The organism is Reyranella aquatilis, from assembly GCF_020880995.1.
Classification (GTDB): domain Bacteria; phylum Pseudomonadota; class Alphaproteobacteria; order Reyranellales; family Reyranellaceae; genus Reyranella; species Reyranella aquatilis.
Genome location: NZ_JAJISD010000008.1, coordinates 63,064 through 89,253, shown reverse-complemented (window position 1 = coordinate 89,253; position 26,190 = coordinate 63,064). Strand labels below are relative to the sequence as shown.

Below are 26,190 nucleotides of genomic sequence, written 5' to 3'. Positions count from 1 at the left end.
ATGTTCATTCGGCGGCCCTGGGCGCCGCCTCGGCGGGCTTGCCCGTCTGCTCCGCGGCCTGCGGCGGCACGGATGGCGTCGCCGGTACCGGGAACAGGTAGTTGTTGCCCGTGGCGAACTGGATGCCCAGGGCCGGGAACTGGTCGTACATGCGCCGGATCGCCATGCGCTGCACCATCGTCGGATTCTTCGGGCGCGCCATGAACTTGAAGCGCACGATCAGCGAGTTGTCCTTGATGTCGACGACGCCCTGCATCTTGAGCGGCTGCAGCAGGATCGGCTTGAACTGCGGCTCCTCCATCATCTGGAGGCCGATCTTCTTCACGGTCTTGCGCAGCAGCTCGACGTCTGTGCCGTTGGCGAAAGCGATGTTGAACTTCACCACCGTCCAGTCGCGGCTGAAATTGGTGATGTGGCCCACCTGCCCGAACGGCACGATATGAAGCTGGCCGTTCTGGTGGCGCAGTTTCAGCGAGCGCACGCTGAACCCTTCGACCGTGCCCTTGACCTTGCTGCAATCGACATATTCGCCGATGCGGAAGGAATCCTCGGCCAGGAAGAAGATGCCCGACACGATGTCGCGAACCAGCGACTGGCTGCCGAAGGACACGGCGAGGCCGAACACCGAGGCGCCGGCGATCAGCGGCGTGATGTTGACACCGAGTTCCGACAGGACGAGGAGACCGCCGACGACGGCAATGGTCGCACCGGCCACCACGCGCAGAAGCGGCATCAGGGTACGGAGCCGCGAAGCCGCGACCTGCACATCCTCCTCCGAATCGCCCGACACGTCGGCCGACGGCAGCGGGTTGGAGGCGATGTAGGAATCCATGCGGTACTTCAGGAACCGCCAGCCGGCGTAGATCGCGACGGCGCTCAGCGCGGCGATCTTGGCGCCCCGGTCGTGGGGGGCCCATTCCTCGGGCGTTGCGGCGGCAAGGACGCGGACCATCAGCGCCTCGGCGATCAGGATCGCGACATAGAGGCGGACGAGCAGGCGCACGCAGTCGGCCACCACATCGGCCGCCATCGGCAGCTCGGAGACGATATGGCGCGTCACGCGATGCATCAGCGTCTCGAAGAGCAGCAGGGCGACCAGCGCCGATTCGATGGTCGCCATGCCGCGCGAGGCCGTACCGCTCTCCGTGAGGGCCGCATAGACAGCCGCAACGCCCAGCAGCGCATAGAAGGCAAGGCCCGCCATCCACCAGTTGCGGGCGGCGTCGAGCTTGAGCTGTCGGGTAAAGCCGGTGGCGGGAACCATGGCCGTCAGCCAGGCCGCCATATCCAGGCGGTAGCGCCAGACGACCATCAGAAGCAGAACCGCGATCACGGGAATGTAGAGCATGATGGCCGCGCTGGTGATCTCGCGGTTCGCGCCCGTCACCGTGAGGGCGCGGGCGGCGAGACTGGCCAGCATCGGCAGCAGGACCATCAGATTGAGCGCGAATAGCAGATGCCGCGCCGCCTGGTCGTCGACCGGCGCGATGCGCCCCTCGGGTGTGCTGGGACGCAGGAACGCCCGGAACACGAGGTTGAAGCCGCGCCAATAGACGAGCGTGTGGAGAACGGCCTGGCCGAGCCGGCCTGCGACAGTGTCGGATGCGCCCAGTTGCCCCAAAACCAGCCGACCGGCGACGGCCAGCGCGATCAAGGCGAGGACATCGAGCAACAGCGCTCTGATGAAGGCGCGCATCGGCGTCTTGGCGACGAGCCGGTCGAAGCCGCTGACCCGGGCGCGACTGAGGATCATCCGCGCGACGGCTTCCGCGACGAGGCCCGCCACGACTATTCCGATCAACAGCAAGGCTGTCCGGCCGTCGACGGATTGCGGGAGGGAGAGGAGATGCGCGCCGAGTGCGGGAAGTTGGGCGACCGTGAATTCGAATCGCTCGGTCATCAGCATGAGGAAGCTGGCCGCCGCCCCCTCGCCGGCCGTCACGGCCTGGGCCGCCGCCGGGAACGCCCAGACACCGACGAGCCCGCTGATTGCAGAGGCGCTGCCGCTGCTTGACCGTTTCATCGATTTTCCCTCAAAGAATGTCCCGGCAAACCTAAGCCAATTGGCAACCAGCCGCCAGACGACACGACAGGAGAGACGCCCGATGCTCGGCCTCATGCAGGACCGCCCGCTTCTGATTTCGCAGCTCATCGAGCATGCCGCCCTCAACCACGGCGACACCGAGATCGTCTCCCGCACCGTCGAAGGCCCGATCCATCGCTACACCTATCGCGACGCCAACACGCGCGCGAAGAAGGTCGCCGAGGCGCTGCTCGCGCTGGGCATCAAGGTCGGCGACCGCATCGGCACGCTGGCCTGGAACGGCTACCGCCACTTCGAGCTGTACTACGGCATTTCCGGCATGGGCGCGGTCTGCCACACGATCAACCCGCGCCTCTTTCCCGAGCAGATCGTCTACATCGTCAATCACGCCGAGGATCAGCTCCTCTTCGTCGACCTGAACCTGCTGCCGGCCGTCGAGAAGCTGCTGCCGCAGATGAAGGGCGTGCGCCATGTCGTGGCGATGACCGACCGCGCGCACATCCCGGCCGACTGCAAGATCCCCAACCTGCTGGTCTACGAGGAGCTGATCGCCGACAAGCCCGGCGCCTACGAATGGCCGGAGTTCGACGAGCGCACCGCCTCGTCGCTCTGCTACACGTCGGGCACCACGGGCAACCCGAAGGGCGTGCTCTACCATCACCGGTCGACCATCCTGCACGCCTATGGCGCGGCGCTGCCCGACACGCTGAACCTCTCGGCGCGCTCGGTGGTGCTGCCGGTGGTGCCGATGTTCCACGTCAATGCCTGGGGCCTGCCCTACTCGGCCGCCCTGGTCGGCGCCAAGCTCGTGTTCCCGGGCGTCGCGCTCGACGGCGCCAGCCTGCACGAGCTGTTCGAGAAGGAGGGCGTCACCTTCACCGCCGGCGTACCCACCGTGTGGCTGGCCCTGCTCAATCACATGAAGGCCAACAAGCTCAAGCTCTCGACCGTGAAGTACGCCGTGATCGGCGGCTCGGCCGCGCCGCCCGCCATGATCGAGACCTTCGACAAGGACTACGGCGTCGAGGTTCTCCATGCCTGGGGCATGAGCGAGATGAGCCCACTGGGCACGGTGAACCATCCCAAGGAGAAGCATCAGCGGCTCTCGCCGAAGGAGCTGCTGGAGGTCCGCCTGAAGCAGGGCCGGCCGCCCTACGGCGTCGACATGACGATCGTCGACGATGCCGGCAAGGAACTGCCGCGCGACGGCAAGGCCTTCGGCGACCTGCTGGTCCGGGGCCCCTGGATCACCTCGGGCTACTTCAAGGGCGAAGGCGGCGAGGTGCTGCGCGAGATCGCGGGCAAGGGCGGCGGCTGGTTCGCCACCGGCGACGTCGCCACCATCGACCCCGACGGCTACATGCAGATCACCGACCGCTCCAAGGACGTGATCAAGTCGGGCGGCGAATGGATCAGCTCGATCGATCTCGAGAACGCCGCCATGGCCCATCCCGCCGTGGCCGAAGCGGCCGTCATCGGCGTGGCGCATCCGAAGTGGGACGAGCGGCCGCTGCTGATCGTCCACAAGAAGCCCGATGCGCGGATCGACAAGAAGGAGCTGATCGAGTTCCTCGGGACCAAGGTCGCCAAATGGTGGCTGCCCGACGACGTCCAGTTCGTCGAGTCCATCCCGCACACCGCCACCGGCAAGATCCTCAAGACCCGCCTGCGCGAGGACTTCAAGGACTACAAGCTGCCGACGGCTTAAGCGAAGTCGATCAAGTGTATTTCCTCCCCCGCAGCGGGGGAGGAAAACTCCTTATCGACTGAGCACGGCCCACAGGAACAACGCGCTCGCACCGATGCCGAGCATCGTGCGCTTGACGTGGAGCTTGCCCCAGCGGCGCAGCAGCGTGTGGCTCTCCTCGCCGGCATCGTCGAGGGCGATGGACTTGAGCTCGTTGTTGACCGGCATGATCATCAGCGCCGTATAGGCCCAGTTGGCGCCCATCATGATGGCGCCGACGATGTAGAGTTCGTCGCGACTCTGCCACCACGCCGCGATGCCGAGAAGGAAACCGAGGGCGGCCAGCGTGCCCTGCATGAGCGTGCCGCGCCTGTAGGCGAACTTCCACTGCTGCAGTTGCGCGCGGTCGTCGATCTCGCATCGGGCCGGGTGCTCGGCGAAGCTCACATAGAAGGCCGCGCCGGCGAACAGCGCCGCCGTCACGAGGGCGAGGATGCCGAACATCATGCTCCCGTCACTCCATCCTGACGCCGGCCGCCTTCACGATCGGCGCCCAGCGCTCGACCTCTCCGCGAACGAAAGCCACGGTCGAGTCCGGTGTCGAATCGCTGACGGGGACGATGCCCTGCTCGGCCAGTGTCTTGAGCAACGCGGGATCGTTCATCGTCTCACGGACCGCCGCGGCAAGGCGCGCCACCACTTCGGGAGGCAGACCCGCCGGACCGGCGAGGCAATGCCACAGCACGGCCTCGAACGGCACGCCCCCCAGCGTTTCCGACACGGTCGGCACGTCGGGTGCCAGAGCGGTCCGCTGGGCGGTCGCGACGGCAAGCAGCCGCGCCTTGCCCGATGCATGGAAAGGCAAGGCGACGCCCAGTGTCGTGGCCACCAGAGCGATCTGGCCCGCCAACAGGTCGGTCATGGCGGGACCGCTGCCGCGATAAGGCACGTGGGTCATGTCGACGCCACCGACCGCGGCCTTGAGGCGCTCCGTCGTGAGGTGCAGCAGCGTGCCCGCTCCCGGAGAGCCGTAGCTCAGCGTGCCGGGTTTGGCGCGCGCGGCATCGAGCAGGCCCTTCAGCGAATCGGGCTGAGCCAGGTTGCCCATGAAGGCTGCCGGTCCGCCGCCGACATGGGCGATATAGGTGAAGTCCTTCAGGACGTCGTAGTCCGGCTTGTCGGTCATCGAGGGATAGAGCGCCTGGGTCGATCCGGTGCCGAACACCAGCGTGTAGCCGTCGGGCTTGGCGCGCGCGACGCCGGTGCTGCCGATGATGCCTGCGGCGCCCGCCTTGTTCTCGATCACCACCGGCTGGCCGAGCGCGCGACCGAGGCGGTCGGCGAACAGGCGGCCGTAAACATCGGTCGGTCCTCCGGGTGCAAAGCCGATGACCAGCCGGACCGGCTGCGCGGGCCAGGCCTGGGCACGGGCGAGCGAGGGCGCGGCCAGCGTTGCGCCGGCGGCGGCAAGAAGAGTGCGACGACGCACGGGATTTCCTTCGCGGGTCATCTCAAAGGCCCGCCGACCGCCAGTTCTCGGCAGCCTCCTCGGGATGGGAGACGAGGCCCGCTGCGCGCACCCCCATGATCGCGGCATACTCGTCACGATCGGACGCATCGCCGCTGATGCCGATCGCGCCCACAACGTTGCGTTCGCCCTGAACCGCCAGCACGCCGCCCGGCACCGGCACGAACCGGCCGCCCGAGGCTGCGGCCAGCGCGCCCTGGAAGGCCGGCCTGTTGCCGAGGCGATCGCGGATGGTCCGGCTCGAAATGCCCATGCCCAGGGCGCCCCATGCCTTGCCGAAGGCAATATCGAACCGCAGCACGCCGCAGCCATCCTCGCGCTTGAAGGCCACGAGATGGCCGCCCGAATCGAGGACGGCGACGGTCAGCGGCAGCAATTCCGCCGCGCGCGCGGCCTGCAAGGCGCCGTCAATCATCCGCTCGGCCTGGGCGAGCGTCAGGCTCGACTGAACGTGCATGACATAGTGGTCGCTCATACGGAAGCACTCCCCCGCTATTCTTGAACGGCGCCTTGAGCGGCTGGACCGCGCGCCTTGCGCGGCAGTATCGTCCATCCCGACATCGATTGCGAAGAAAAGAGGGAGCACCGCGTGGCAACCGAAACGATCCCCGTCATCGATCTCGGCCCCTATCTCGCGGGCGAGCCGGACGCGCTGGACCGGACGGCGAAGGAGCTGCGCTTCGCGCTGACCGAGATCGGCTTCTACTTCATCGTGAACCACGGCATCGCGCGCGAGAAGATCGCCCGGATGTTCGCCGAGGTGAAGCGCTTCCACGACCAGCCGATCGAGAAGAAGCTCGAACTGAAGCTCGACCAGCACAATACGGGCTACCTCCCGATGCGCGGCAACACGCTGCGCACCTCGACCGTCCAGACCGGCACGAAGGCCAACCTGAACGAGGCCTTCTTCGTGAAGCGCGAGATGGCGCCGGACCATCCCGACGTGCTCTCGGGCCGCCGCTTCCGCGGCCTGAACCGCTGGCCCGACCTGCCGGGCTTCCGCGACACGGTGATCGACTACTGCAACGAGATGGAGCGGCTGGTCCAGAAGATGGTGCGGCTCTACGCCCGCGCGCTCGACCTGCCGGCCAACTATTTCGACACCGCCTTTGCCGAGCCGATGTTCTCGATGCGCATGACGCACTATCCGCCGCAGGACGGCCCCGTCGACGACGAGTTCGGCCTGGCACCGCACACCGACACCAGCTTCCTCACCCTGCTGGCGCCCAACGAGGTGCAGGGCCTGTCGATCCGCAGCCAGAGCGGCACCTGGATCGACATGCCCGCGATCGACAATGCCTATGTCGTGAACGGCGGGCAGATGCTGCAGCGCTACACCAACGACACGTTCCTCGCGACGCCGCACCGCGCGATCAACAAGAGCGGTGGCGCGCGCTATGCCCTGCCCTTCTTCTGCGACAGCGGCATCGACTGGCCGGTGGCCGCCGTGCCGACCACGGTCGGTCCCGACAGGCCGCCGAAATATCCCACCACCTGGTACAGCGACTACATGACCTGGTACCTGAAGCGGAACTACGACGTGCTGAACTCGCAGCCGCAAGCCGCCGAATGAGCGCAGCGACTCTCGCGCGCGTCGAAGCCCACGTCTTCCGCACGCCCATCAAGGAGCCGGTCCGCACCTCCTTCGGCATCATGACCGAGCGGGTCGCGGTGTTCGTGCGGGTCGAGGATTCCGACGGCGCGCGCGGCTGGGGCGAAATCTGGTGCAATTTCCCCAACGCCGCCGCCGAGCATCGCGCACTGCTGTTCGCCGACATCGTGGCGCCCCGCGCACTGGGCAAGTCACTCGACGATCCGGTGGGCCTCTGGAGCGAGATCGATCGCGCGCTGCATGTGCTGCGCGTCCAGAGCGGCGACGCGGGCGCACTGTCCGCAGCGGCCGCAGGCCTCGACCTCGCGATCCACGATCTGCGCGCACGCAAGCGCGGCCTTCCCTTGTGGCGAGCGCTCGGCGGTACGGACAATGGGCCGCTTCCGATCTATGCCTCGGGGCTCAATCCCGGCCGGGCGGCATACGATACGGTCGGCCGCATGCGCGCGGCCGGCTATCGCGCCTTCAAGATCAAGGTGGGCTTCGGCGAGGATGTCGATCTCGGCTCGCTGCGGCCGGTCGCGGCCGAACTGCAGGCGGGCGAGCGACTGATGGTCGATGCCAACCAGGGCTGGGACCTTCGCACCGCCTGCGCCCTCGTGCCGAAATTCGCAGAGTTCGGCCTGCGCTGGATCGAGGAGCCGCTGATGGCCGACCGGCCGCTGGCCGAATGGAGTCAGGTCGCCGCCCTCGCCCCGGCCACGCTTGCCGGCGGCGAAAACCTGCGCGGCGCCGGGCCGTTCCAAGAGATGATCGACAGCGGCCTGTTCGGCGTGATCCAGCCCGACGCTGCCAAATGGGGCGGCCATTCGGGCTGCCTGCCGGTCGCCCGCGCAGCCCTCGCGGCCGGTCGCACCTACTGCCCGCACTTCCTGGGCGGCGGAATCGGGCTGATCCATTCCCTGCACCTGCTGGCCGCCGTGCGCGGCCCGGGCCTGCTCGAGGTCGATGCCAACCCCAATCCCCTGCGCGAAGGCATCCTGCAGGATGCTTTTTCGGTTCGTGACGGAAGCGTCACCCTTCCCGGCGGGCAGGGACTCGGTCTAGAACCGGACCTCAAGCCGCTCCTCACCCTAAGAAGCCTTCATATCGAGCGGCGCGCGTAAAAGAGGGAACGCCATGCAGGGTTTGATGCAAGACCGTCCGCTGCTGATCTCACAGATCATCGATTATGCGGCCGCCGCCTATCCCGACGTCGAGATCGTGACCCGCACTGTCGAAGGGCCGATCCATCGCTACGGCTACAAGGATGCGCACAAGCGGGCCAAGCAGCTGGCGGAAGCCCTGCAGGGGCTGGGCATCAAGCTCGGCGACCGGGTCGGCACCATCGCCTGGAACACCTACCGGCACTTCGAGCTCTATTTCGGCATCTCCGGCATCGGCGCAGTGCTGCATACGCTGAACCCGCGCCTGGCGCCCGAGCATGTGGCCTACATCGCCAACCATGCCGAGGACCAGATCCTCTTCGTCGACCTGAACCTCTTGCCGATCGTCGAGGGCGTGTGGGAGCAGCTCAAGACCGTGAAGCATGTCGTCGTCATGACCGACCGTGCCCACATGCCGACCTCGACCAAGATCCCGAAGCTGCTCTGCTACGAGGAGCTGATCGCCGACAAGCCGGGCACGCTCAAGTGGCCGGAGTTCGATGAGAAGACCGCCTCCTCGCTCTGCTACACGTCGGGCACCACGGGCAATCCGAAGGGTGTGCTCTACTCGCACCGCTCGACGATGATCCATTCGATGATGATGTGCTCGGGCCCGGTGCTGGCGCTCGATCCCGACACCACGATCCTGCCCGTCGTGCCGATGTTCCATGCCAATGCCTGGGGCCTTGTCTATGCCGGCCCCTTCTGCGGCACCAAGCTGGTCTTCCCGGGCTTCAAGCTCGACGGCGCGAGTATCTACGAGTTGCTCGACAAGGAGCAGGTGACGCTGTCGGCGGGCGTACCAACCGTCTGGCTGGCCCTCCTCGACTACTGCGCGCAGAACAAGCTCAAGATGAGCTCGGTCAAGCGCACGCTGATCGGCGGCTCGGCCGTGCCCTATGCGATGATCGAACGCTTCTGGAAGGAGCACGAGGTCGAGGTCGCCCAGGGCTGGGGCATGACCGAAATGAGCCCGCTCGGCACGCTGACCCGCTTCAACCGCGGCGAACGAAACCTGCCGGACGCCGAGCGCTTCGCCATCACCGCCAAGCAGGGCCGTCCGGTCTTCGGCTGCGAAATGAAGATCATCGACGATGCCGGCAACGACCTGCCGCACGACGGCAGCGTCTCGGGCAACATGGTCGTCCGCGGTCCCTGGATCGTGAAGGGCTACATGAAGGGCGACGGCAAGAGCCAGTTCCTCGAGAACGACTGGTTCCAGACCGGCGACGTCTGCAAGATCGAAACCGACGGCTCGGTCGTCATCACCGACCGCTCGAAGGACGTGATCAAGTCGGGCGGCGAATGGATCAGCTCGATCGATCTCGAGAATGCCGCCATGGGCTGCCCCGGCGTCGCCGAGGCCGCGGTGATCGGCGTCGCCCACCCCAAGTGGGACGAGCGGCCCCTCCTCATCGTCGTCCGCCGCCCGGAGGCCGCCGTCGAGAAAGCCGACGTGCTGAAGTTCCTCGAGGGCAAGATCGCCAAGTGGTGGATGCCCGACGACGTGCAGTTCATCGACGCCATCCCGCACGGCGCCACCGGCAAGATCCTCAAGACCGCGCTGCGCAAGCAGTTCGAGGGCTACAAGCTCCCGACCGCCTGAGGGCCCGCCTCGCGGGACCCGCGCAGTTCGGCCATGGCGTGGCGCGTCACCTGGAGTGCGCCCACCAGGGCCAGGCCGGACATGGTCGCGGCGACGATGTAGTCCGGCCAGCCGCTGCCCGAGCCGAACACGCCCGCGGCGGCGGCCAACACGGCGAGATTGCCGATCGCGTCGTTGCGCGTGCAGATCCAGACGGATCGCATGTTGCTGTCGCCCTCGCGCCAGCGATAGAGCAGAACCGCCACGCCGAAGTTGGCGGCCAGCGCCAGCGCACCGACGATCCCCATCACCGGCGCCGCCGGCACGGTGCCCGCCAGCGCGTGATTGACGGTGGTGATCGCCACCCACAGGCCGAAGGCGCCCATGCTGGCCGCTTTCAGGAGCGAGGCGCGGGCGCGCCACCGGATCACCATGCCCAGCACGAACAGGCTGATCCCGTAGTTGCCGGCATCGCCCAGGAAGTCGAGCGAATCGGCCAGCAGCGAGACCGATTGCGCGGCGACGCCCGCGCCGATCTCGACGAGGAACATCGCAAGGTTCACCGCCAGCGCGATCCACAGGATGCGCCGGTAGGCCGGCGATGTCGCCGCGGCGGCGCCGTGGTCGTGGCCGTGGCCATGACCGTGCGAATGGCTATGGCAGCTCGCGCTCATGTCAGTGCTCCGCGATGTGGGTGACCATGTCCTCGACCATGCGGCGGACATGGAGATCGTCGGCCTGGTAGTAGACCTGCTTGCCCTGCCGGTCGGCCCGCACCAGGCGCGCCCCCTTCAGAAGCCGCAGGTGATGGCTCACCAGCGACACCGAGAGACCGAGCCGGTCGGCGATGTCCGACACCGCGAGCGGCGAGCGCAGACAGGAGACCACGATCTTCAGCCGGGTCGGATCGCCCAGCAGCCGGAACAGGTCGGCCAGCGCCACCGCGTGGTCGTCGGACAGGAGGGTTTTCTTTGATCTGGACATTTGAACAACTGTTCAAACGTATGGTTGGGCACAGGAACTGTCAACCCGACGGACTTGTTACGTTATTTCCTCCTGTGGAAGCGCTTCAAGAAAGGTGCAGCGCCGCCACGTTGACGATCGCACCGCTGGCCAGCGCCCACAGCGGATTGCGCTTGGTCGTGTAGACGAACGCCGCCGTCGCCAGGCTGATCACGACGGTGACGATGTCGCGGTCCACCGTGCGCATCATCGAGACGCCGGAGGCCAGCATGAGGCCGAGCGCCACCGGCACGAGCGCGTCGCGCAGCAGGACCACGGCGGGACGATCGGACCAGCGCATGATGGCGTGGCTCGCGAAATAGGCGAGCGTGCAGGACGGGATGAGAATGGCGAGCGTCGCCACGAGCAGGCCGGCGAGACCTGCCACCTCCCAGCCGATCAGGCTCACCAGGATCACGTTTGGGCCGGGCGAGGCGTTGGCGATGGCGAATGCGTTCGCGAAGGCTGTGTCCGTCATCCAGCCATGGACCGCGACGACCTGGCGATGGATCTCCGGCAACAGGGCATTGATGCCGCCGATCGAGACCAGCGACAGCGCCGCGAACGTGCGAGCGAGATCGACCAGCACGCCGTTCATGACCGTCGCACCAGGACGGTGCCGGCGATCGCCAGCACCACCAGCCCCACCACGACCGGCACCAGCGGCCAGCGGAAGAGAGCGATGGACGCGAAGCCCAGCCCCACGATTCCGAGCGTGACCGCGGTCGGCCTGATGTTGCGGATCATCTTGAGGGCGGTGCCCAGCACCATCCCGGCCGACGCCGCCGCCGCGCCGATCAGCGCCGCGTGCACCTCCGGGATCGAGGCGAGGCGCTGGTAGACCATCGCCAGGCCGATCACGATGACGACGGGCATCGCCATCTGGCCCAGCAGGCAGAGCAGGACGCCCACCGGACCCTGGAAGCGGTTGCCGATGATCACCGAGGCGTTCACCACGTTCGGGCCGGGCAGCACCTGGCCGACGCCGAGAATCTCGGCGAATTCCTTGTCTGTAAGCCAGCCCTTCTCCTCGACGATGATGTGGCGGGCCCAGGGCGCCACGCCGCCGAAGCCCAGGAGGCCGATCTTGAGGAAGCCGAGAAAGAGCTCCGCCTTGCCTATGTTGCGGCGCGGCGAGGCGGAAAGGTCATGCTGCATTGCGAGCCAGGATAGCAAAATTCCGGCGACGCGCCTCGCCGGCCGCGCCCGGCCGCGCTAGCCTCGCTCGACCATGACCCGATCCATCCGCCCCCTCGATCCCCAGAACCGTCCGTTCTTCGCTGGCGAAGTCTCGGGAATCGACCTCACCCATCGGCTGAGCGACGAAGAGGTCGCCTTCATCCATGACGGGATGAACCGGTATGGCGTGCTGGTGTTTCGTGACCAGAAGCTCGACGACGAGAGCCAGCTTGCCTTCAGCCGCCAGCTCGGCCCGCTCGAACAGGCGACCGGAGACATCATGCCGCCCGAGGAACGGCGCATGAGCATGGACCTCAACGATATCTCCAACCTCGACCGCCACGGCAACGTGCTGGCGCGCGACGACCGCCGCCGCCTGTTCAGCCTCGGCAATCAGCTCTGGCACTCCGACAGTTCGTTCAAGGAAGTGCCGGCCCTCTATTCGCTGCTGTCGGCGCGCACGATCCCGTCGGCCGGCGGCAACACCGAGTTCGCCGACATGCGCGCGGCCTACGATGCGCTCACCGACGCCGAAAAGCGCGAGGTCCACGACCTGATCTGCCTGCACAGCCAGATCTATTCGCGCGGCATGCTGGGCTTCGAGGATTTCACCGAGGCCGAGCGCGAGAAGTGGGCGCCGGTGCGCCAGCGCCTGGTGCGGCGCCATCCCGGCTCCGGCCGCCTGTCGCTCTATCTCGCGAGCCATGCCGGCGGCATCGAGGGCTGGCCGGTGCCCGAGGCGCGCGCCTTCCTGCGCGACCTCACCGAACACGCCACGCAGCGCAAATTCGTCTATGCCCATGTCTGGCGCCCGTTCGATCTGGTGATGTGGGACAATCGCTCCACCATGCACCGCGCCCGCCGCTTCAACTCTGCCGAAGTCCGCGACATGCGCCGCACCACGCTCACCAACTCGGTGTCGAGCCTGGAGCAGGCGCCCTAATCGATGCGGCTGCAATTCCTCGGGTCCGGCGATGCCTTCGGCAGCGGCGGACGATTCAATACGTGTTTCCACCTCGAGCGCGCGGCGCACGGCAACCTGCTGGTGGATTGCGGCGCCTCGTCCATGGTCGCCATCCGCAAGTGGGAGGTCGAACCCAACGCGATCTCGACCGTGCTGGTGAGCCACCTCCACGGCGACCATTTCGCGGGGCTTCCGTTCTTCCTGCTGGATGCCCAGCTGGTCAGCCGGCGCACCGAGCCTCTGCTGCTCGCAGGACCGCCCGGCTTCCGCGACCGGCTGATGACGGTGATGGAAGCGATGTTCGCAGGCTCCACCCAGGTCCAGCGCAAGTTCGAGCTGGAAATCCGCGAGCTGGAGCTGCACGAGCGCGTCGAGACGAACGGCCTCGCCGTCACGCCGTACCTCATGAAGCACTATAGCGGCGCGCCCTCCTACGCCCTGCGCATCGAGACCGAGGGCAAGGTGCTCGCCTATTCCGGCGATACCGAATGGGTCGAGGAGTTGATACCCGCCGGTCGCGACGCCGACCTCTTCATCTGCGAGGCGTATTTCTTCGACAAGGTGATGAAGTACCACATCGACTACACCACGCTGGTAAACCACCTGCCGCGGATCGGCGCCAAACGCACGATCGTCACCCACATGAGCGCCGAACTGCTGGCTCGCCCGTCGCAGATCGCGCTGGAAGCCGCCCACGACGGGCTGGTCGTCGACTTCTAGCGCCGGGGCACCCACTCCTCGAGCCGCGTATTCGTGGCGGCGTCGAGCATGCGGGTGCTGGCCAGCATCATCTCGTGCTTCTTCAGCACCTCTTCCGGCGTCGCGTTCCTGCCGACGCCCGGAAAGACCGGCCGGCCGCGCGGCACGCTGGCGTCGGCGCGCGTCAGGAAGAAGCAGTCGTATCCGATGTTGAGGAACAGGCCGAACACGTCGGTCCCGCCAACCACGGCGAGCGTTCCGCCGTCGAGGTTCAGTTTCATCCAGGCTTCCTCGAACGGCGCGGAAGCCGGATTCCAGAGGACGGCGTTGGGATTGTCGGGATCGACGATCACGCGATCGACCCGCCGCGTCAGCACGATGCGACGGCGGGCGGCTTCCTTGGGACCGCCCTCGGCGGAATGCCGGCCGTTGGCCACCGCGGCGGCCCGGTCGACCGAGTCCTGATAGAATTTGTGGTCCGCCGGGATCTTGAGGTTCTCCGGAAACGAACCGTCAGACGCCGCGATCATGCCCTCTGTGGAGATCACGGCGTAACCCTCGATGCGCGGCCGCTTCGTGACCATGAACCCGCCTCCCACGAGAAAGCGCGCCGGACCGGCGCTCCGGGCAACGGGAGCCCGGTACAATGGATGCGGGCAGCCTAGCGCAAATGAAGGCGGCGGGGAAAACCCCGCCGCCTCCCCTCGCAGACGATCAGGCTCAGCCCTTCGGCAGAAGGACCGTGTCGATCACGTGGATCACGCCGTTCGACTGCTTCACGTCGGCGATCGTCACCGTGGCGACATTGCCGTTCTCATCGGTCAGCGTGATCTTGTCGCCCATCATCTTGGCCTGCAGCACGCAGCCGCCGACCGTCTTGACGGGATGCGTGCCCTTGTCGTCCGCGATCATCTTGGCGATCGCCGGCGACAGCGCGTTGGCGGCCACGACATGGCAGGTCAGGATCTTGGTGAGCTTGGCCTTGTTCTCGGGCTTCACCAGCATCTCCACCGTGCCCGCCGGCAGCTTGGCGAAGGCCGCATCCGTCGGCGCGAAGACGGTGAACGGGCCAGGACCCTGCAGCGTCTCGACGAGACCCGCGGCCTTCACCGCCGCCACGAGCGTGGTGTGATCCTTCGAGTTGGCGGCATTCTCGACGATGTTCTTGTTGGCGTACATCGGGGCGCCGCCAACCATCGGGTTGGCCGGCGTCGCGGCCGTGCCGGCGGCAGGAGCCATGGTCTGGGCGAAGGCAGGCGCAGCGGACAGGACGCACAGGGCCGCGGCTGCAATCAGCGTATGACGCTTGAGCATGAGTTTTCTCCGGTTGAATGATTCTGCATGTAGCGTGACCGACGACGGCGCGCTCGCCGAGGGCCGACAGAACCGCAATCTCCCGCGGCTTTGTCGTAGAGTGTTACGCCGTCGTCCGAGCAGCAGTTCATCAACCGCATCACACACTATTGTGACGGAACCATCTTCGAGTGAGTTCATCCGGACAGGAGAATGACAGCGATGCGCGTCACAAATCTCAGGACCATCCTCGTCGAAGTGCCTCTCGATCGTCCCACGAGGAACTCGAGCGGCGTCAGCAACGACCGCATCGGTTGCGTCCTGATCTTTGTCGACACCGACATCGGTGTCACGGGAGAGAGCTTCCTGTTCACGCTGGGCGGACGGCGCATCGAGGTGCTGCGCGCGATGGTCGACAGCCTGAAGCCCGCCCTCGTCGGCGAGGACATCCGCTACGCCGAACGTTTCTGGGACCGGATGTGGCGCGAGCTCTACTTCCTCGGCCACAAGGGCGTGACGATCTTCGGCCTCGCCGGTGTCGACACCGCGTTGTGGGATGCCAAGGGCAAGGCGCTCGGCCAGTCCGTCACGCACCTGCTGGGCGCCGCCCGCGATCGTATTCCCGTCTATTCCAGCGCCGGCCTGTGGCTCTCTGCGACGGCCGACGAATTGGCGAAGGAAGCCGCAGGCTACGTGGCCGAGGGGTTCCGGGGCGTGAAGATGCGTGTCGGCAAGGCGCAGGTCGAAGAAGACGTCGAGCGCGTCGCGGCCGTGCGCAAGGCGATCGGCCCCGGGGTCTCGCTGATGTGCGACGCCAGCCGCGGCTTCACCGCCGACCATGCGATACGGCTGGGCCGCAAGCTCGAGGAATTCGACCTCACCTGGTTCGAGGAACCGGTCGCACCCTACGACCACCGCGGCTCGGCGAGAGTCGCGGCAGCGCTCGACACGCCGATCGCCAGCGGCGAGACCGAGGCGACGCGCTACGGCTTCCGCGAAATGCTCGCCCACGGCGCGGCCGACATCTGGATGGCCGATCTCGGCCGCGTCGGCGGCGTCAGCGAGTTCGTGAAGGTGGCGCACCTCGCGGCCGCGCACGACATCGCGATCTCGAACCATCTCTTCACGCAGCAGAGCCTCGCCCTGCTCGGCGCCTTCGCCAACGCGACCTGGCTGGAATACATGCCGTGGACCTCGAAGCTCTATCGCGAGCCGATCGCGGTCGAGGACGGCCACATCGCCGTGCCCGACCGTCCCGGGCTCGGCTTCACCTTCGATCCCGACGCCATCGAACGCTATCGGGTGCGCTGAACGCGCGTGCTAGGGTCCGTCGCTGTTGGAGTTCCGCCCAGGACGACATCAACCAGAGGACCGATCAGCGATGCCCCCGTACAAGGATTTCAAGCCGCTCACCTTCCACGACGCCGCGAAGCGGTTTGCCGACGGCGGCGACACGCCGCGCGCCTATCTCGAGCGCTGCCTGGAGACGGTGGCGGCGCGCGAGCCGGTGGTGAAGGCGTTTACGGCAATCAACAAAGCAGGCGCGCGTACGGCGGCCGACGCCAGCACCGCGCGCTGGAAGGCCGGCAAGCCGCTCTCGCCGATCGACGGCATGCCGCTCGCCATCAAGGACCTGCTCGAGACGAAGGACATGCCCACGCAGATGGGCTGCGAAGCCTTCAAGGGCAACTTCCCCAAGCGCGACAACGCGGCCGTGTGGGCGCTGCGCCAGGCCGGCGCGATCATCCTCGCCAAGGCGGTGACGGCCGAGCTGGGCGGCTCGCATCCCGGCGCCACGACCAACCCGTTCGACACGACGCGCACGCCGGGCGGCTCCTCCTCCGGCTCGGCGGCGGCTGTCGGCGCCAATATGGTGCCGGCCGCCATCGGCACCCAGGTCGGCGGCTCGATCATCCGCCCCGCCGCCTATTGCGGAAACTACGCGCTGAAGCCGACGCAGGGCGCCATCAACCGCGGCGAACGCCAGGCGACCAGCCAGAGCACGCACGGGCCGCACGCCAATTCGCTGCGGGACATGTGGCAGGTCGCGATCGAGATCGCCCGGCGCGCCGGCGGCGATCGCGGCGAGGTCGGCCTGATGGGCCCTTCGACGCTGCCCGCCGCGGTGAAGCCCAACCGCCTCGTCGTGCTGGAGACCGAGGGTTGGGTCGAGGTCGACGACGCGACGAAGGCCGCCTTCGACGGCGTGCTGAAGCAGCTGCGCGATGCCGGCGTGGAACTGATCCGGCGCGAGGATCATCCCTGGGTCGAGGCGCTGGAGAAGTCGATCGCCAACGGCCGCGCGGTCTGCGGCGGCGTCACGGGCTGGGAGAATCGCTGGGGCCAGCGCGGCATCGTCGACAACAATCCCGCCGGCGTCAGCGATCGGGCGAAGGCCACGCTGGCAAAGGCCGAAGCGATGACGCTCGACGACTATCGCATGGCCCTGCTGGCCCGCGAGAATGCCCAGCGCATGCACGCGACGATGGCGCCGCTGGCCGATGCCGCGATCACGCTGGCCTGCCCCGGCCCCGCGCCGGTCTGGGTCGGCGACGTGCCGGGCCAGCCGCTGGCGCCGCGCCCGACTGGTGATTTCGTATTCAACGCTCCGAGCTCGATGCTGTTTGCGCCGGTGGTCACGGTGCCGCTGATGAGCGTCGGCGGACTGCCGATCGGTCTGCAACTCATGGGCCAGAAGCACGAGGACGCCCGCATCACCGGCCTCGCGCGCTGGTTCGACGAGACCCTCAAGCGCGTCTCGGCTTGAGGCTCTTTGAGGGTGATGGATTTTCCACCACCCACCTCATGCTGAGCGCGTCTCGAAGCATGGGCACGAGCACCGCGTCTGGTGCCCACCCTTCGAGACGGCCGCTCTGCGGCCTCCTCAGGGTGAGGTTAGCTATTCCGGCTTCATGCCCAGCGCGACGATGCGCGGAATCAGGACCGTCTTCAGCCGCTCATAGTCGGCCATGACTTCCTCGTGCGGCATCGGCTTCTCCACGAGGGCGAAGCTGTCCATCATCTTCTTGCCGGGCTCTGAGTCGGCGGCGGCGACCCACAGGTCGGACATCCGCTTGACGATATCCTTCGGCGTCGCCGCCGGCGCGGCGAGCGCCAGCCAGCCCGACACGGTGAACGCATCGTCGTCGAAGCCCTGCTCGCGCGAGGTCGGCACGTCGGGAAACACGCGGGCGCGCACCTTCGACGGTGCCGCGATGCCACGGACCTCGCCCTTCACGATCAGCGCGTTCATCGCCTGCGGGCTGCCCATGGCGGCCTGCAGCTGGCCCGCGCCCATGTCCTGCCACATCGGCGCCTCGCCCTTGTAGGTCACGACTTCCATCGTGAGCCCGTACTTCTCGTTCAGGGTCTGGGCGAAGATGTGAGCCGAGGAGCCCATCGCCCAGGAGCCGAAGTTCACCTTGTTCTTCTTGGCGTACTCGACGAACGACTTGAGATCCTTCACCTCGGCCGGGAGCGACTTGTGCACGACGACCGGGAGCACGCCCGACGACGTGCCCGACACGATCGTGAAGTCCTTGTCGGGGTCGAAGCCCAGGGTCTTGAACATCACCCGGTTCTGGATGAGCGTGCTCGAGACCGAGTGCAGGAAGGTATAGCCGTCGGCCGGCGCGCGGGCGACCAGAGCCGCACCGATATTGCCGCTGGCACCCGGCTTGTTGTCGATCAGGACCTGCTGGCCGGTGGCCTGGCTGACGGACTGGCCGAAGGCGCGGGCGATGCCGTCGGTCAGGCCGCCGGCGGGGAAATTCACCACGATGGTGATCGGCTTGTTCGGCCAGGCGGCGGACTGCGCCCGCACGATGGAGGGGGCCGCGACGAGCAGGCTGGCGCCCGCACCGGTGCGCAGCAAACCGCGACGGGTGGTCGTTACTTTGGACATTGGCTCAAGGCCTCCCGGTTTCGTTTTTGTGCGGCGATGCATAGCGGCTGACATGCCGGTCGGCTAGCATGTGTATTTGCACATTTCTTCGCAGGGCGGAACACCAGCCCGCTGGGCGGGGCAGCCAGAGATTGCTAAGACCAGCCGTCCAAACGGCATTCACCAGGGAAGAGAACGTCCATGTCCGACGCTGTCATACGCTCCAAAGAGGGGCGGATCGGAATCCTCACCGTCAACAACCCGCCGGTGAACGCGCTCGCCGCGGCCGTCCGGGCCGGCATCAAGGAAGGGGTCGAGGCGTTCGCGCAGGACGCGAGCGTCGATGCCATCGTGCTGATCGGCGGCGGCCGCACCTTCATCGCCGGCGCCGACATCCGCGAGTTCGGCAAGCCGCCGTCCGGCCCGAACCTGAACGACGTCATCGCCACCATGGAGAATTCGCCGAAGCTGATCGTGGCGGCGCTGCACGGCACGCCGCTGGGCGGCGGCCTCGAGACGGCGCTGGGCGCGCATTATCGCGTCGCGCTGCCGACCACGCGCATGGGCCTGCCGGAAGTCCATCTCGGCCTGCTGCCGGGTGCCGGCGGCACGCAGCGCCTGCCGCGTCTCACGGGCGCCAAGTACGCGCTCGAGGCCATCCTGTCGGGCCGACACATCCCCGCCGCCGAGGCCAAGAGCAAGGGCATCGTCGACGCCATCGTCGAGGGCGACCTGCTGAAGGGCGCGATCGCCCACACCGAGATGCTGCTGGCCCAGAAGGCGCCAAGGCGCCGCGTGCGCGACCTCACGGTGACGCTGGAATCGCCCGACCTGTTCGCCGAGACCGAGAAGTCGATCGCCCGCAAGGCGCGCGGCTTCAAGGCGCCGTGGAACATCATCAAGTGCGTGCAGGCCGCCGTCGAACTGCCGTTCGACGAGGGCATGAAGCGCGAGCGCGAACTGTTCGTCGAACTGCTGACTTCCTCGGAGTCGGCGGCGCAGCGCTACTATTTCTTCGCCGAGCGCGAGGCCGCCAAGGTCAAGGACGTGCCGGCGGACACGCCGCAGCGCGAGATCAAGTCCGGCGGCATCATCGGCGCCGGCACGATGGGCGGCGGCATCGCCATGAACTTCGCCAATGCCGGCGTCCCGGTCACGCTGCTCGAGACCAGCCAGGAAGCGCTGGATCGCGGCCTCAAGACCATCCGCACCAACTACGAGAACACCGCCAAGCGCGGTGGCATGAAGGCCGAGGATGTCGAGAAGCGCATGGCGCTGATCAAGCCGACGCTGAACTACGACGATCTCAAGGACGCCGACGTCATCATCGAGGCGGTGTTCGAGACGATGGAGGTCAAGGAGACCGTCTTCAAGAAGCTCGACGAGGTCGCCAAGCCGGGTGCCATCCTGGCCACCAACACCTCGGGCCTCGACGTCAACCAGATCGCCTCCTACACCAAGCGGCCCGGCGACGTGATCGGCATGCACTTCTTCTCGCCGGCCAACGTCATGAAGCTGCTGGAGAACGTGCGCGGCAAGGCGACCGAGAAGGACGTCATCGCCACGGTCATGTCGTTCTCCAAGAAGATCGGCAAGATCCCGGTCCTCGTCGGTGTCTGCGAGGGCTTCGTCGGCAACCGCATGCTGCGCATGCGCGGCATCCAGTCGGCCTACATGATGGAGGAAGGCGCCCTTCCCCAGCAGATCGACAAGGTGATCTACGACTACGGCTTCCCGATGGGCCCCTTCGCGATGAGCGATCTCGCCGGCAACGACGTGGGCTGGCGCATCCGCCAGGGCAAGAAGGAGAAGGAAAAGCGCAACGTTCGCTACACCGGCTACGTCGCCGACGCGATCTGCGAACTGGGCCGCTTCGGCCAGAAGACCGGCGCGGGCTACTACAAGTACAACCTGCCCGACCGCACGCCGATCCCCGATCCCGAGGTCGAGAAGATCATCGAGGAGACCTCGAAGAAGCTCGGCATCACGCGCCGCGCCATCTCCGATCAGGAGATCCTGGAGCGCGCGCTCTACCCGATGGTCAACGAGGGCGCCAAGATCCTCGAGGAAGGCATGGCCCAGCGTTCGCTCGACATCGACGTGATCTGGGTCAACGGCTACGGCTGGCCGGTCTATCGCGGCGGCCCGATGTGGTGGGCCGACAACGTGGTCGGCCTCAAGACCATCCACGACGCGCTGCTGAAGTACCGCGACGCGTCCGGCGACCCGTTCTGGGAACCTGCCCCGCTGCTCAAGAAGCTGGTGCAGGAAGGCAAGAAGTTCTCTAGCGTCTGAGTCTACTCACACTGTCATCCCGAGTGCAGCGAGGGACCTTTCCGGAACAGTAAGGGTCCCTCGGCCTTCGGCCTCGGGATGACAACTATCTGAAGTCAGTGCCGTGCCATCCGGGCGGCAATCGAGGAGGAAAGAAAATGGCTGATGCAGTAATCGTCTCCACCGCCCGCACGCCGATCGGCAAGGCGTTCCGCGGTGTCTTCAACGACACCCACGGCGCCGACATGGGCGCGCACGTGATCAAGCACGCCGCCGAGCGCGCCAAGGTCGAGCTGGGCGAGGTCGAGGACGTGATCCTGGGCTGCGCCGCGCCGGAAGGCACGACGGGCTCAAACGTCGCCCGCGTCTCGGCGATGCGCGCCGGCGCCCCGGTCAGCGTCTCGGGCGTGACCGTCAACCGCTTCTGCTCCTCGGGACTCCAGACCATCTCGATGGCCGCCCAGCGCGTGCTGGTCGACAAGGTGCCGGTGATGATCGCCGGCGGCCTCGAGTCCGTCTCGCTGGTCCAGGGCCCGCCGGGCGGCAATAAGAACCGCCTCGTGAACCCGTGGGTACAGGAGCACGTGCCCGGCATCTACCACGCCATGATCACGACCGCCGACACGGTCGCCGCCCGCTACAAGATCAGCCGCGAGGCGCAGGACGAGTACTCGCTGCAGAGCCAGCTGCGCACGGCGGCCGCCCAGCAGGCCGGCAAGTTCGACGACGAGATCGTGCCGATGGAGACCACGATGCTGGTCACCGACAAGAACACGAACCAGACCAGCAAGAAGACCGTGAAGCTGGCCAAGGACGAGGGCAATCGCCCCGACACGACGCTCGAGGGCCTGGCCAAGCTGCAGCCGGTGGCCGGTCCCGACAAGTGGATCACCGCCGGCAATGCCAGCCAGCTCTCCGACGGTGCCTCGGCCTCGGTCATCATGAGCGATGCCGAAGCCGCCAAGCGCGGCCTGAAGCCGCTCGGCATCTACAAGGGCCTGGTCGTCGCCGGCTGCGAGCCGGACGAGATGGGCATCGGCCCGGTCTACGCGATCCCGAAGCTGCTGAAGCGGTTCGGCCTCAAGATGGACGACATCGACCTGTGGGAACTGAACGAAGCCTTCGCGGTGCAGGTGCTCTACTGCCGCGACAAGCTCGGCATCCCCAACGAGAAGCTGAACGTCAACGGCGGCTCGATCTCGATCGGTCATCCGTTCGGCATGACCGGCGCGCGCTGCACCGGCCACGCCCTGATCGAGGGCCGTCGTCGCAAGGCCAAGAACGTCGTCGTGACCATGTGCATCGGCGGCGGCATGGGCGCCGCCGGCCTGTTCGAGGTCGTGCACTGAGCGGTTAGGCCCTGCGCTACCCGTTCCTGCGCGACGAGCCCGGCGGTGATGTCGATATCGAGATCACCGCCGACGGATTGTGCTTCACAAACGAGGGCGGCCGTTCGGCCGCCCTGCCCTTCAGCCGGATCCGCGGGGTCCGGCTTTTTTGCGAGATGTCGGACCGCGGTCGCGTCCTGGACATCGGAGACAGCGTCGCGATCTTCTTTTGCGAGCTAGCGCTGGCCAACCGGCAATCGATCACCCTGTCGAGCAACATGGCTGGCCGCTGCCTGTATCGCGACTTCGTCGAGCTATTGCATAGGCGACTGGTGCCCCATCGCCGCCGTATCCGGTTTCGCGGCGGATGGAGCTGGCGACGCTTCGCAGGCTGGTGGTTATGGGGAGCCAGTCAATCGGGGCTTTCGTTCGGATCTTTTCTTGTGCCGCTTTTCCCGCTCCTCGAGGAACACCGTCTCGAGTTTCGGCGAGACCGTCCGCGGCGTTATCGCCCGGAGAGCGTTCCCGATTGCCTGCTCCCCGACCTGAAAGCCGTCAGCCCAGCATGACGTCGAGGAACATCATCACCACCAGGCCGATCATCAGGCCCACGGTGCCGTGGTTCTCGAAACCTCGGCGGTGGGTCTCGGGGATGATCTCGTCGCTGATAACGAAGATCATCGCGCCGCCGGCATAGGCGAGGCCCCAGGGCAGCAGCGATTGCGCGATGGTGACGGCGCCGGCGCCGAGCAGGCCGCCGATCGGCTCGGCCAGGCCCGTGAGCAGCGCCACGAAGAAGGCCTGAGCCCGGCCGTAGTTCAGGCTCAACAGCGCCACGGCGACGGCCAGCCCCTCCGGCATGTTCTGCAGGCCGATGCCGATGGCCAGCGCGATGGCCTTGCCGGAATCGTCGCCGCCGAAGCCCACGCCGACGGCCAGCCCCTTGGGAAATTGTGCAGGGTGATGGCGATCACGAACAGCCAGATGCGCCGGAAGCGCGGCGCGTCGGGCCCCTGGCGACCCATGATGAAATGCTCGTGCGGCAGGTAGCGATGGACCGTCCAGAGGCTCGCCGCGCCGAACAGGATGCCGGCGATCACCAGGGTTACGGCACCCAGCCTGGTTGCGCCCTGCTCCTGCGCCACGTCGATGCCGGGAATGATCAGGGAGAAGAACGAGGCCGCCAGCATCACCCCGGCAGCGAAGCCCAGCATGACATCCTGTGCCTGCTCGGAAAGCCTGCGGATGAACCGGATCGGCAGTGCGCCCAGCGCCGTTGCGAGCCCTGCGCAGAGACTGGCGAGAACCCCAGCCAGGATCGGCGACGACGAAGCGAACGCAGAAAGCATGGGGACCCCTCACCAGAACGAAAACCGGTCTGGCGAGAAGGCGTGACCCCGCGCCGAAGCGCAACCCGACTTTAAGTATATGTCGATCAGCGCCGGTTGCGGCGCAGATCCTCCTCGTCCTTCCACATCATGTATTGCGGGCCGAGATCGGCGATCTTGGTCGCGCCGATCTGGGCCATGCTGATGTCGATCTCGCGGCGGAAGATCTGCAGCGCCTTGGCCGCGCCCTCGACCCCGCCCGCCGTGACCCCGTACAGCGTCGGACGGCCGACGAACACGAACTTGGCGCCCATGCACAGCGCAATGATGGCGTCGAGGCCGCGGCGAACGCCGCCGTCGAACATCACCGTCATCTTGTCGCCGACCGCGTCGCGGATCGCCGGCAGCACCTCGAGCGGCGACGGCGCGAGATCGAGCTGACGCGCACCATGGTTGGAGACCATCACTCCATCGACGCCCAGCGAGTGGGCGCGGATCGCGTCGTCGGGATGCATGATCCCCTTGAGCACGAAATTGCCCTTCCACAGTTCGCGGAAGCGCTCGACATGCTTCCAGCTCATCGGGGCGCGGTTCTGGTAGGCCACCATGTCGGCCACCTTGTCGGCCGACGCATCGGGGCCGGCATACTTGGCCCAGTTGTCGAAATAGGGCGTGCCGTGGCGGAACCACTGCATCATCCAGGCGGGATGCAGCAGCGCTTCGAACTTGGTCTTCCAGGTGAGCCTGAGCGGCCGAGACCAGCCGTTGCGCGTGTTGCGCTCGCGGTTGGAGCCCTCGGGCACGTCGACCGTGAAGACCAGCGTACGCAGGCCGGCATCGGCGGAGCGCTTGATCATGTCCTCGGAGACCGCCTGATCCTTGGCGGAATAGAGCTGGTACCATCCATGGTCGGGCGCCAGCTTGCCGAGATCCTCGATCGAGCCGGTGCTGGAGCCCGACATGATGAAGGGCACGTTGGCGTCGCGCGCGGCCTCGGCCAGCATCAGGTCGGCGCCGTGGCGGAACAGGCCGGCGAGGCCGGTCGGCGCGATGCCGATGGGGCTGGAATAGGTCCGGCCGAACAGGGTCGTCGACTGGTCGCGCACCGAGACGTCGACCAGATAGCGCGGAACGATGCGCGCCTTGCGGAAGGCCTGCTCGTTGGTGACGAGGCCGACCTCGTCGTCGGTGCCGCCCTCGATGAAGTCGTAGGCGATCTTGGGCAGCCGCTTCTTTGCGAGCTTGCGTAGATCATCGATGTTGACGACGTCTTTCATTGTTTCCCAACTCCCGGAGGGCGTCGATTTTGCCGGTCTTTGTCGCGGCGGGCCAGCGATGTTAGACGGGCTTCCATGCAAATCAGGCACGCAAAACCGGGCGACGAAGCCCAGATCGCCCTCCTGCTGGAGGAGCACGAGCACCACTACGGCAGCCCTGTCGGGAGAGGCGCCGGCGAAGCGGGCGCTGCCTTCCTCGCGGCCGCCCCGCCTGGCGGTACGATGTGCCTGGTCGCCGAGCGGGACGGGCAGCTCCTGGGCTTTGCCATTCTCAATCCCTACTTCCCCGGCCCCAACCTCACGCACGGGCTGTTCCTCAAGGAACTCTACGTGCGGGGTGCCTCCCGCTCGTGCGGAGTCGGAGAGAAACTGATCGACGGCATCCGGACGCTCGCCCGGGAGCGCGGTGACACACGCGTCATCTGGACAACCGGCGAGGGAAATTCCGGCTCGCAGCGCTTCTACGACCGGCTGGGCATGCGTCGGGAGAAAAAGGTCTACTACGTCATGGACCCATGAGTTAGCGTTGCCGAAACAAGAAGGAGGCTGCGCCATGGAGTTGAACGACCGGCAGATCGAGCAATTCGATCGCGACGGGTTCCTGGTCTTCCCTGACCTGTTCGACCGCAACGAAGTGGCCATCCTCCGCCGTGAAGTGGCGCGGCTGTCCGGCGTCGACAGCGAGGAGGTCGTCCGCGAGCATACCGGCGGCGTCCGCACCATCTTCCGCGTCCACGAGGACGACGGCCCGACCCGCTCGAAGCCCTTCCATGCGCTGGTCCGCACGCCACGCCTGCTCCGCCCGGTGCAGCAGGTGCTGAAGGACGACGAGGTCTACGTCTATCACACCAAGATCAACACCAAGCCCGCCATCGAAGGAACCGTCTGGCAGTGGCACCAGGATTACGGTTCATGGATGCGCGACGGCTGCCGCCGCCCCGACATGGCGACCTTCAACCTGATGATGACCGACACGACGGAAATGGGCGGGGCGCTCTATCTCATCCCGGGCAGCCACAAGATCGGCCGCATCGAGCCGGTCTACGACGAATCGACTTCCTACAAGTTCTGGGCGATGCCCAAGCAGAGGATGATCGAAATCCTGAAGAACTCGCCCGAGCCCGTGGCCGTGACCGGCCGCGCCGGCACCTGCGTGCTGTTCCATTGCAACGTGCTGCATGCTTCCGGGCACAATCTTTCGGCCGACGACCGCTGGCACATCTATGTCTCGTGCAACACCGTCGCCAACAGGCCGGCGCTTAGCGACAACCCGCGACCCGACTGGGTCGTTTCGCGCAACTGGAATCCCCTGCCTCTCGAAGCGGACGATGGGGTCCTGAAGGCGGCGTGATGCCGGTTTGT

26 protein-coding genes are annotated in these 26,190 nt (G+C 66.7%); 12 read left to right on the top strand and 14 right to left on the bottom strand.

The genetic code is table 11. The features are described 5' to 3' along the window. Nucleotides 1-4 precede the first annotated feature (4 nt). Nucleotides 5-2,023 carry a mechanosensitive ion channel domain-containing protein gene (locus tag LJ725_RS18580; RefSeq protein ID WP_230552147.1) on the bottom strand — a complete coding sequence of 673 codons (2,019 nt, stop codon included), beginning with the start codon at nt 2,021-2,023 and terminating at the stop codon, nt 5-7. A gap of 82 nt (nt 2,024-2,105) precedes the next feature. Between LJ725_RS18580 and LJ725_RS18575 the strand changes: the two genes are divergently transcribed. Beyond that, nucleotides 2,106-3,752, top strand: a complete 1,647-nt coding sequence (locus tag LJ725_RS18575) for a 3-(methylthio)propionyl-CoA ligase (RefSeq protein WP_230552146.1) — start codon at nt 2,106-2,108, stop codon at nt 3,750-3,752. A gap of 51 nt (nt 3,753-3,803) precedes the next feature. Here LJ725_RS18575 and LJ725_RS18570 read toward each other — a convergent pair whose 3' ends face one another. The 3 genes from LJ725_RS18570 to LJ725_RS18560 are packed head-to-tail and all read right to left on the bottom strand — an operon-like array spanning nt 3,804 to nt 5,734. Continuing rightward, a complete protein-coding gene (locus LJ725_RS18570; protein WP_230552145.1) occupies nt 3,804-4,238 on the bottom strand; it encodes a DUF1772 domain-containing protein in 435 nt (144 codons plus the stop codon). A 7-nt stretch (nt 4,239-4,245) separates the two neighbouring features. Beyond that, a complete protein-coding gene (locus tag LJ725_RS18565; RefSeq protein ID WP_230552144.1) occupies nt 4,246-5,220 on the bottom strand; it encodes a Bug family tripartite tricarboxylate transporter substrate binding protein in 975 nt (324 codons plus the stop codon). 22 nt (nt 5,221-5,242) lie between these two features. Next, complete coding sequence (locus LJ725_RS18560; RefSeq protein WP_230552143.1) at nt 5,243-5,734, bottom strand: GlcG/HbpS family heme-binding protein; 492 nt, start codon at nt 5,732-5,734, stop codon at nt 5,243-5,245. 114 nt (nt 5,735-5,848) lie between these two features. Between LJ725_RS18560 and LJ725_RS18555 the strand changes: the two genes are divergently transcribed. Genes LJ725_RS18555 through LJ725_RS18545 form a run of 3 tightly spaced genes read left to right on the top strand, consistent with a single transcriptional unit; the run spans nt 5,849 to nt 9,622 of the window. Beyond that, nucleotides 5,849-6,832, top strand: coding sequence for an isopenicillin N synthase family dioxygenase (locus LJ725_RS18555; RefSeq protein WP_230552142.1), 984 nt, complete (start codon nt 5,849-5,851; stop codon nt 6,830-6,832). Beyond that, nucleotides 6,829-7,977, top strand: a complete 1,149-nt coding sequence (locus tag LJ725_RS18550) for a mandelate racemase/muconate lactonizing enzyme family protein (RefSeq protein ID WP_230552141.1) — start codon at nt 6,829-6,831, stop codon at nt 7,975-7,977. The genes LJ725_RS18555 and LJ725_RS18550 overlap by 4 nt, the downstream gene beginning before the upstream one ends. 13 nt (nt 7,978-7,990) lie before the next feature. Next, entirely contained in the window at nt 7,991-9,622 is a 1,632-nt protein-coding gene (locus tag LJ725_RS18545; RefSeq protein WP_230552140.1) for a long-chain-fatty-acid--CoA ligase, read from the top strand. On the opposite strand, the gene LJ725_RS18540 is transcribed toward LJ725_RS18545, so the two are convergent. The 4 genes from LJ725_RS18540 to LJ725_RS18525 all read right to left on the bottom strand — a co-directional run bounded on the left by LJ725_RS18540 (nt 9,601) and on the right by LJ725_RS18525 (nt 11,761). Continuing rightward, complete coding sequence (locus LJ725_RS18540; protein ID WP_230552139.1) at nt 9,601-10,275, bottom strand: cation transporter; 675 nt, start codon at nt 10,273-10,275, stop codon at nt 9,601-9,603. The two genes, LJ725_RS18545 and LJ725_RS18540, sit on opposite strands and share 22 nt — an antisense overlap. Nucleotide 10,276: 1 nt before the next feature. Then, entirely contained in the window at nt 10,277-10,585 is a 309-nt protein-coding gene (locus LJ725_RS18535; RefSeq protein WP_230552138.1) for an ArsR/SmtB family transcription factor, read from the bottom strand. Between the two features lie 85 nt (nt 10,586-10,670). Then, complete coding sequence (locus tag LJ725_RS18530) at nt 10,671-11,201, bottom strand: chromate transporter (RefSeq protein ID WP_230552137.1); 531 nt, start codon at nt 11,199-11,201, stop codon at nt 10,671-10,673. Then, the gene (locus LJ725_RS18525) at nt 11,198-11,761 is read right to left on the bottom strand and encodes a chromate transporter (protein ID WP_230552136.1); all 564 of its coding nucleotides are present in this window, start codon (nt 11,759-11,761) and stop codon (nt 11,198-11,200) included. Before LJ725_RS18525 ends, LJ725_RS18530 begins: the two co-directional genes overlap by 4 nt. A gap of 73 nt (nt 11,762-11,834) precedes the next feature. Here LJ725_RS18525 and LJ725_RS18520 point away from each other — a divergent pair, with 73 nt between their 5' ends. Both LJ725_RS18520 and LJ725_RS18515 read left to right on the top strand, forming a co-directional pair. Continuing rightward, entirely contained in the window at nt 11,835-12,725 is an 891-nt protein-coding gene (locus LJ725_RS18520; RefSeq protein ID WP_230552135.1) for a TauD/TfdA dioxygenase family protein, read from the top strand. A gap of 3 nt (nt 12,726-12,728) precedes the next feature. Next, nucleotides 12,729-13,466 carry an MBL fold metallo-hydrolase gene (locus LJ725_RS18515; protein WP_230552134.1) on the top strand — a complete coding sequence of 246 codons (738 nt, stop codon included), beginning with the start codon at nt 12,729-12,731 and terminating at the stop codon, nt 13,464-13,466. On the opposite strand, the gene LJ725_RS18510 is transcribed toward LJ725_RS18515, so the two are convergent. After that, a complete protein-coding gene (locus LJ725_RS18510) occupies nt 13,463-14,029 on the bottom strand; it encodes a dihydrofolate reductase family protein (protein ID WP_230552133.1) in 567 nt (188 codons plus the stop codon). The genes LJ725_RS18515 and LJ725_RS18510 overlap by 4 nt on opposite strands. 136 nt (nt 14,030-14,165) lie before the next feature. Continuing rightward, entirely contained in the window at nt 14,166-14,684 is a 519-nt protein-coding gene (locus LJ725_RS18505; protein WP_230552407.1) for a fasciclin domain-containing protein, read from the bottom strand. Nucleotides 14,685-14,960: 276 nt separating this feature from the next. Between LJ725_RS18505 and LJ725_RS18500 the strand changes: the two genes are divergently transcribed. Continuing rightward, on the top strand, nt 14,961-16,049 hold the full coding sequence (locus LJ725_RS18500; RefSeq protein WP_230552132.1) for a mandelate racemase/muconate lactonizing enzyme family protein: 1,089 nt from the start codon (nt 14,961-14,963) through the stop codon (nt 16,047-16,049). A 70-nt stretch (nt 16,050-16,119) separates the two neighbouring features. Continuing rightward, on the top strand, nt 16,120-17,505 hold the full coding sequence (locus LJ725_RS18495) for an amidase (RefSeq protein WP_230552131.1): 1,386 nt from the start codon (nt 16,120-16,122) through the stop codon (nt 17,503-17,505). 132 nt (nt 17,506-17,637) lie between these two features. On the opposite strand, the gene LJ725_RS18490 is transcribed toward LJ725_RS18495, so the two are convergent. After that, a complete protein-coding gene (locus LJ725_RS18490) occupies nt 17,638-18,642 on the bottom strand; it encodes a Bug family tripartite tricarboxylate transporter substrate binding protein (protein ID WP_230552130.1) in 1,005 nt (334 codons plus the stop codon). Nucleotides 18,643-18,822: 180 nt separating this feature from the next. Here LJ725_RS18490 and LJ725_RS18485 point away from each other — a divergent pair, with 180 nt between their 5' ends. Continuing rightward, nucleotides 18,823-20,916 (top strand): 3-hydroxyacyl-CoA dehydrogenase NAD-binding domain-containing protein, encoded by a 2,094-nt coding sequence (locus LJ725_RS18485; protein WP_230552129.1) that lies wholly within the window; start codon nt 18,823-18,825, stop codon nt 20,914-20,916. Between the two features lie 137 nt (nt 20,917-21,053). After that, entirely contained in the window at nt 21,054-22,244 is a 1,191-nt protein-coding gene (locus LJ725_RS18480; protein WP_230552128.1) for an acetyl-CoA C-acyltransferase, read from the top strand. A 534-nt stretch (nt 22,245-22,778) separates the two neighbouring features. On the opposite strand, the gene LJ725_RS18475 is transcribed toward LJ725_RS18480, so the two are convergent. The 3 genes from LJ725_RS18475 to LJ725_RS18465 all read right to left on the bottom strand — a co-directional run bounded on the left by LJ725_RS18475 (nt 22,779) and on the right by LJ725_RS18465 (nt 24,828). Further along, complete coding sequence (locus tag LJ725_RS18475) at nt 22,779-23,150, bottom strand: ZIP family metal transporter (protein WP_230552127.1); 372 nt, start codon at nt 23,148-23,150, stop codon at nt 22,779-22,781. Beyond that, entirely contained in the window at nt 23,048-23,572 is a 525-nt protein-coding gene (locus LJ725_RS18470; protein ID WP_230552126.1) for a ZIP family metal transporter, read from the bottom strand. Before LJ725_RS18470 ends, LJ725_RS18475 begins: the two co-directional genes overlap by 103 nt. Nucleotides 23,573-23,658: 86 nt before the next feature. Continuing rightward, nucleotides 23,659-24,828, bottom strand: a complete 1,170-nt coding sequence (locus LJ725_RS18465) for an alpha-hydroxy acid oxidase (RefSeq protein ID WP_230552125.1) — start codon at nt 24,826-24,828, stop codon at nt 23,659-23,661. A 75-nt stretch (nt 24,829-24,903) separates the two neighbouring features. Between LJ725_RS18465 and LJ725_RS18460 the strand changes: the two genes are divergently transcribed. Both LJ725_RS18460 and LJ725_RS18455 read left to right on the top strand, forming a co-directional pair. After that, nucleotides 24,904-25,347 (top strand): GNAT family N-acetyltransferase, encoded by a 444-nt coding sequence (locus tag LJ725_RS18460; RefSeq protein ID WP_230552124.1) that lies wholly within the window; start codon nt 24,904-24,906, stop codon nt 25,345-25,347. A 34-nt stretch (nt 25,348-25,381) separates the two neighbouring features. Continuing rightward, nucleotides 25,382-26,179 (top strand): phytanoyl-CoA dioxygenase family protein, encoded by a 798-nt coding sequence (locus LJ725_RS18455; RefSeq protein WP_230552123.1) that lies wholly within the window; start codon nt 25,382-25,384, stop codon nt 26,177-26,179. Nucleotides 26,180-26,190 lie beyond the last annotated feature (11 nt).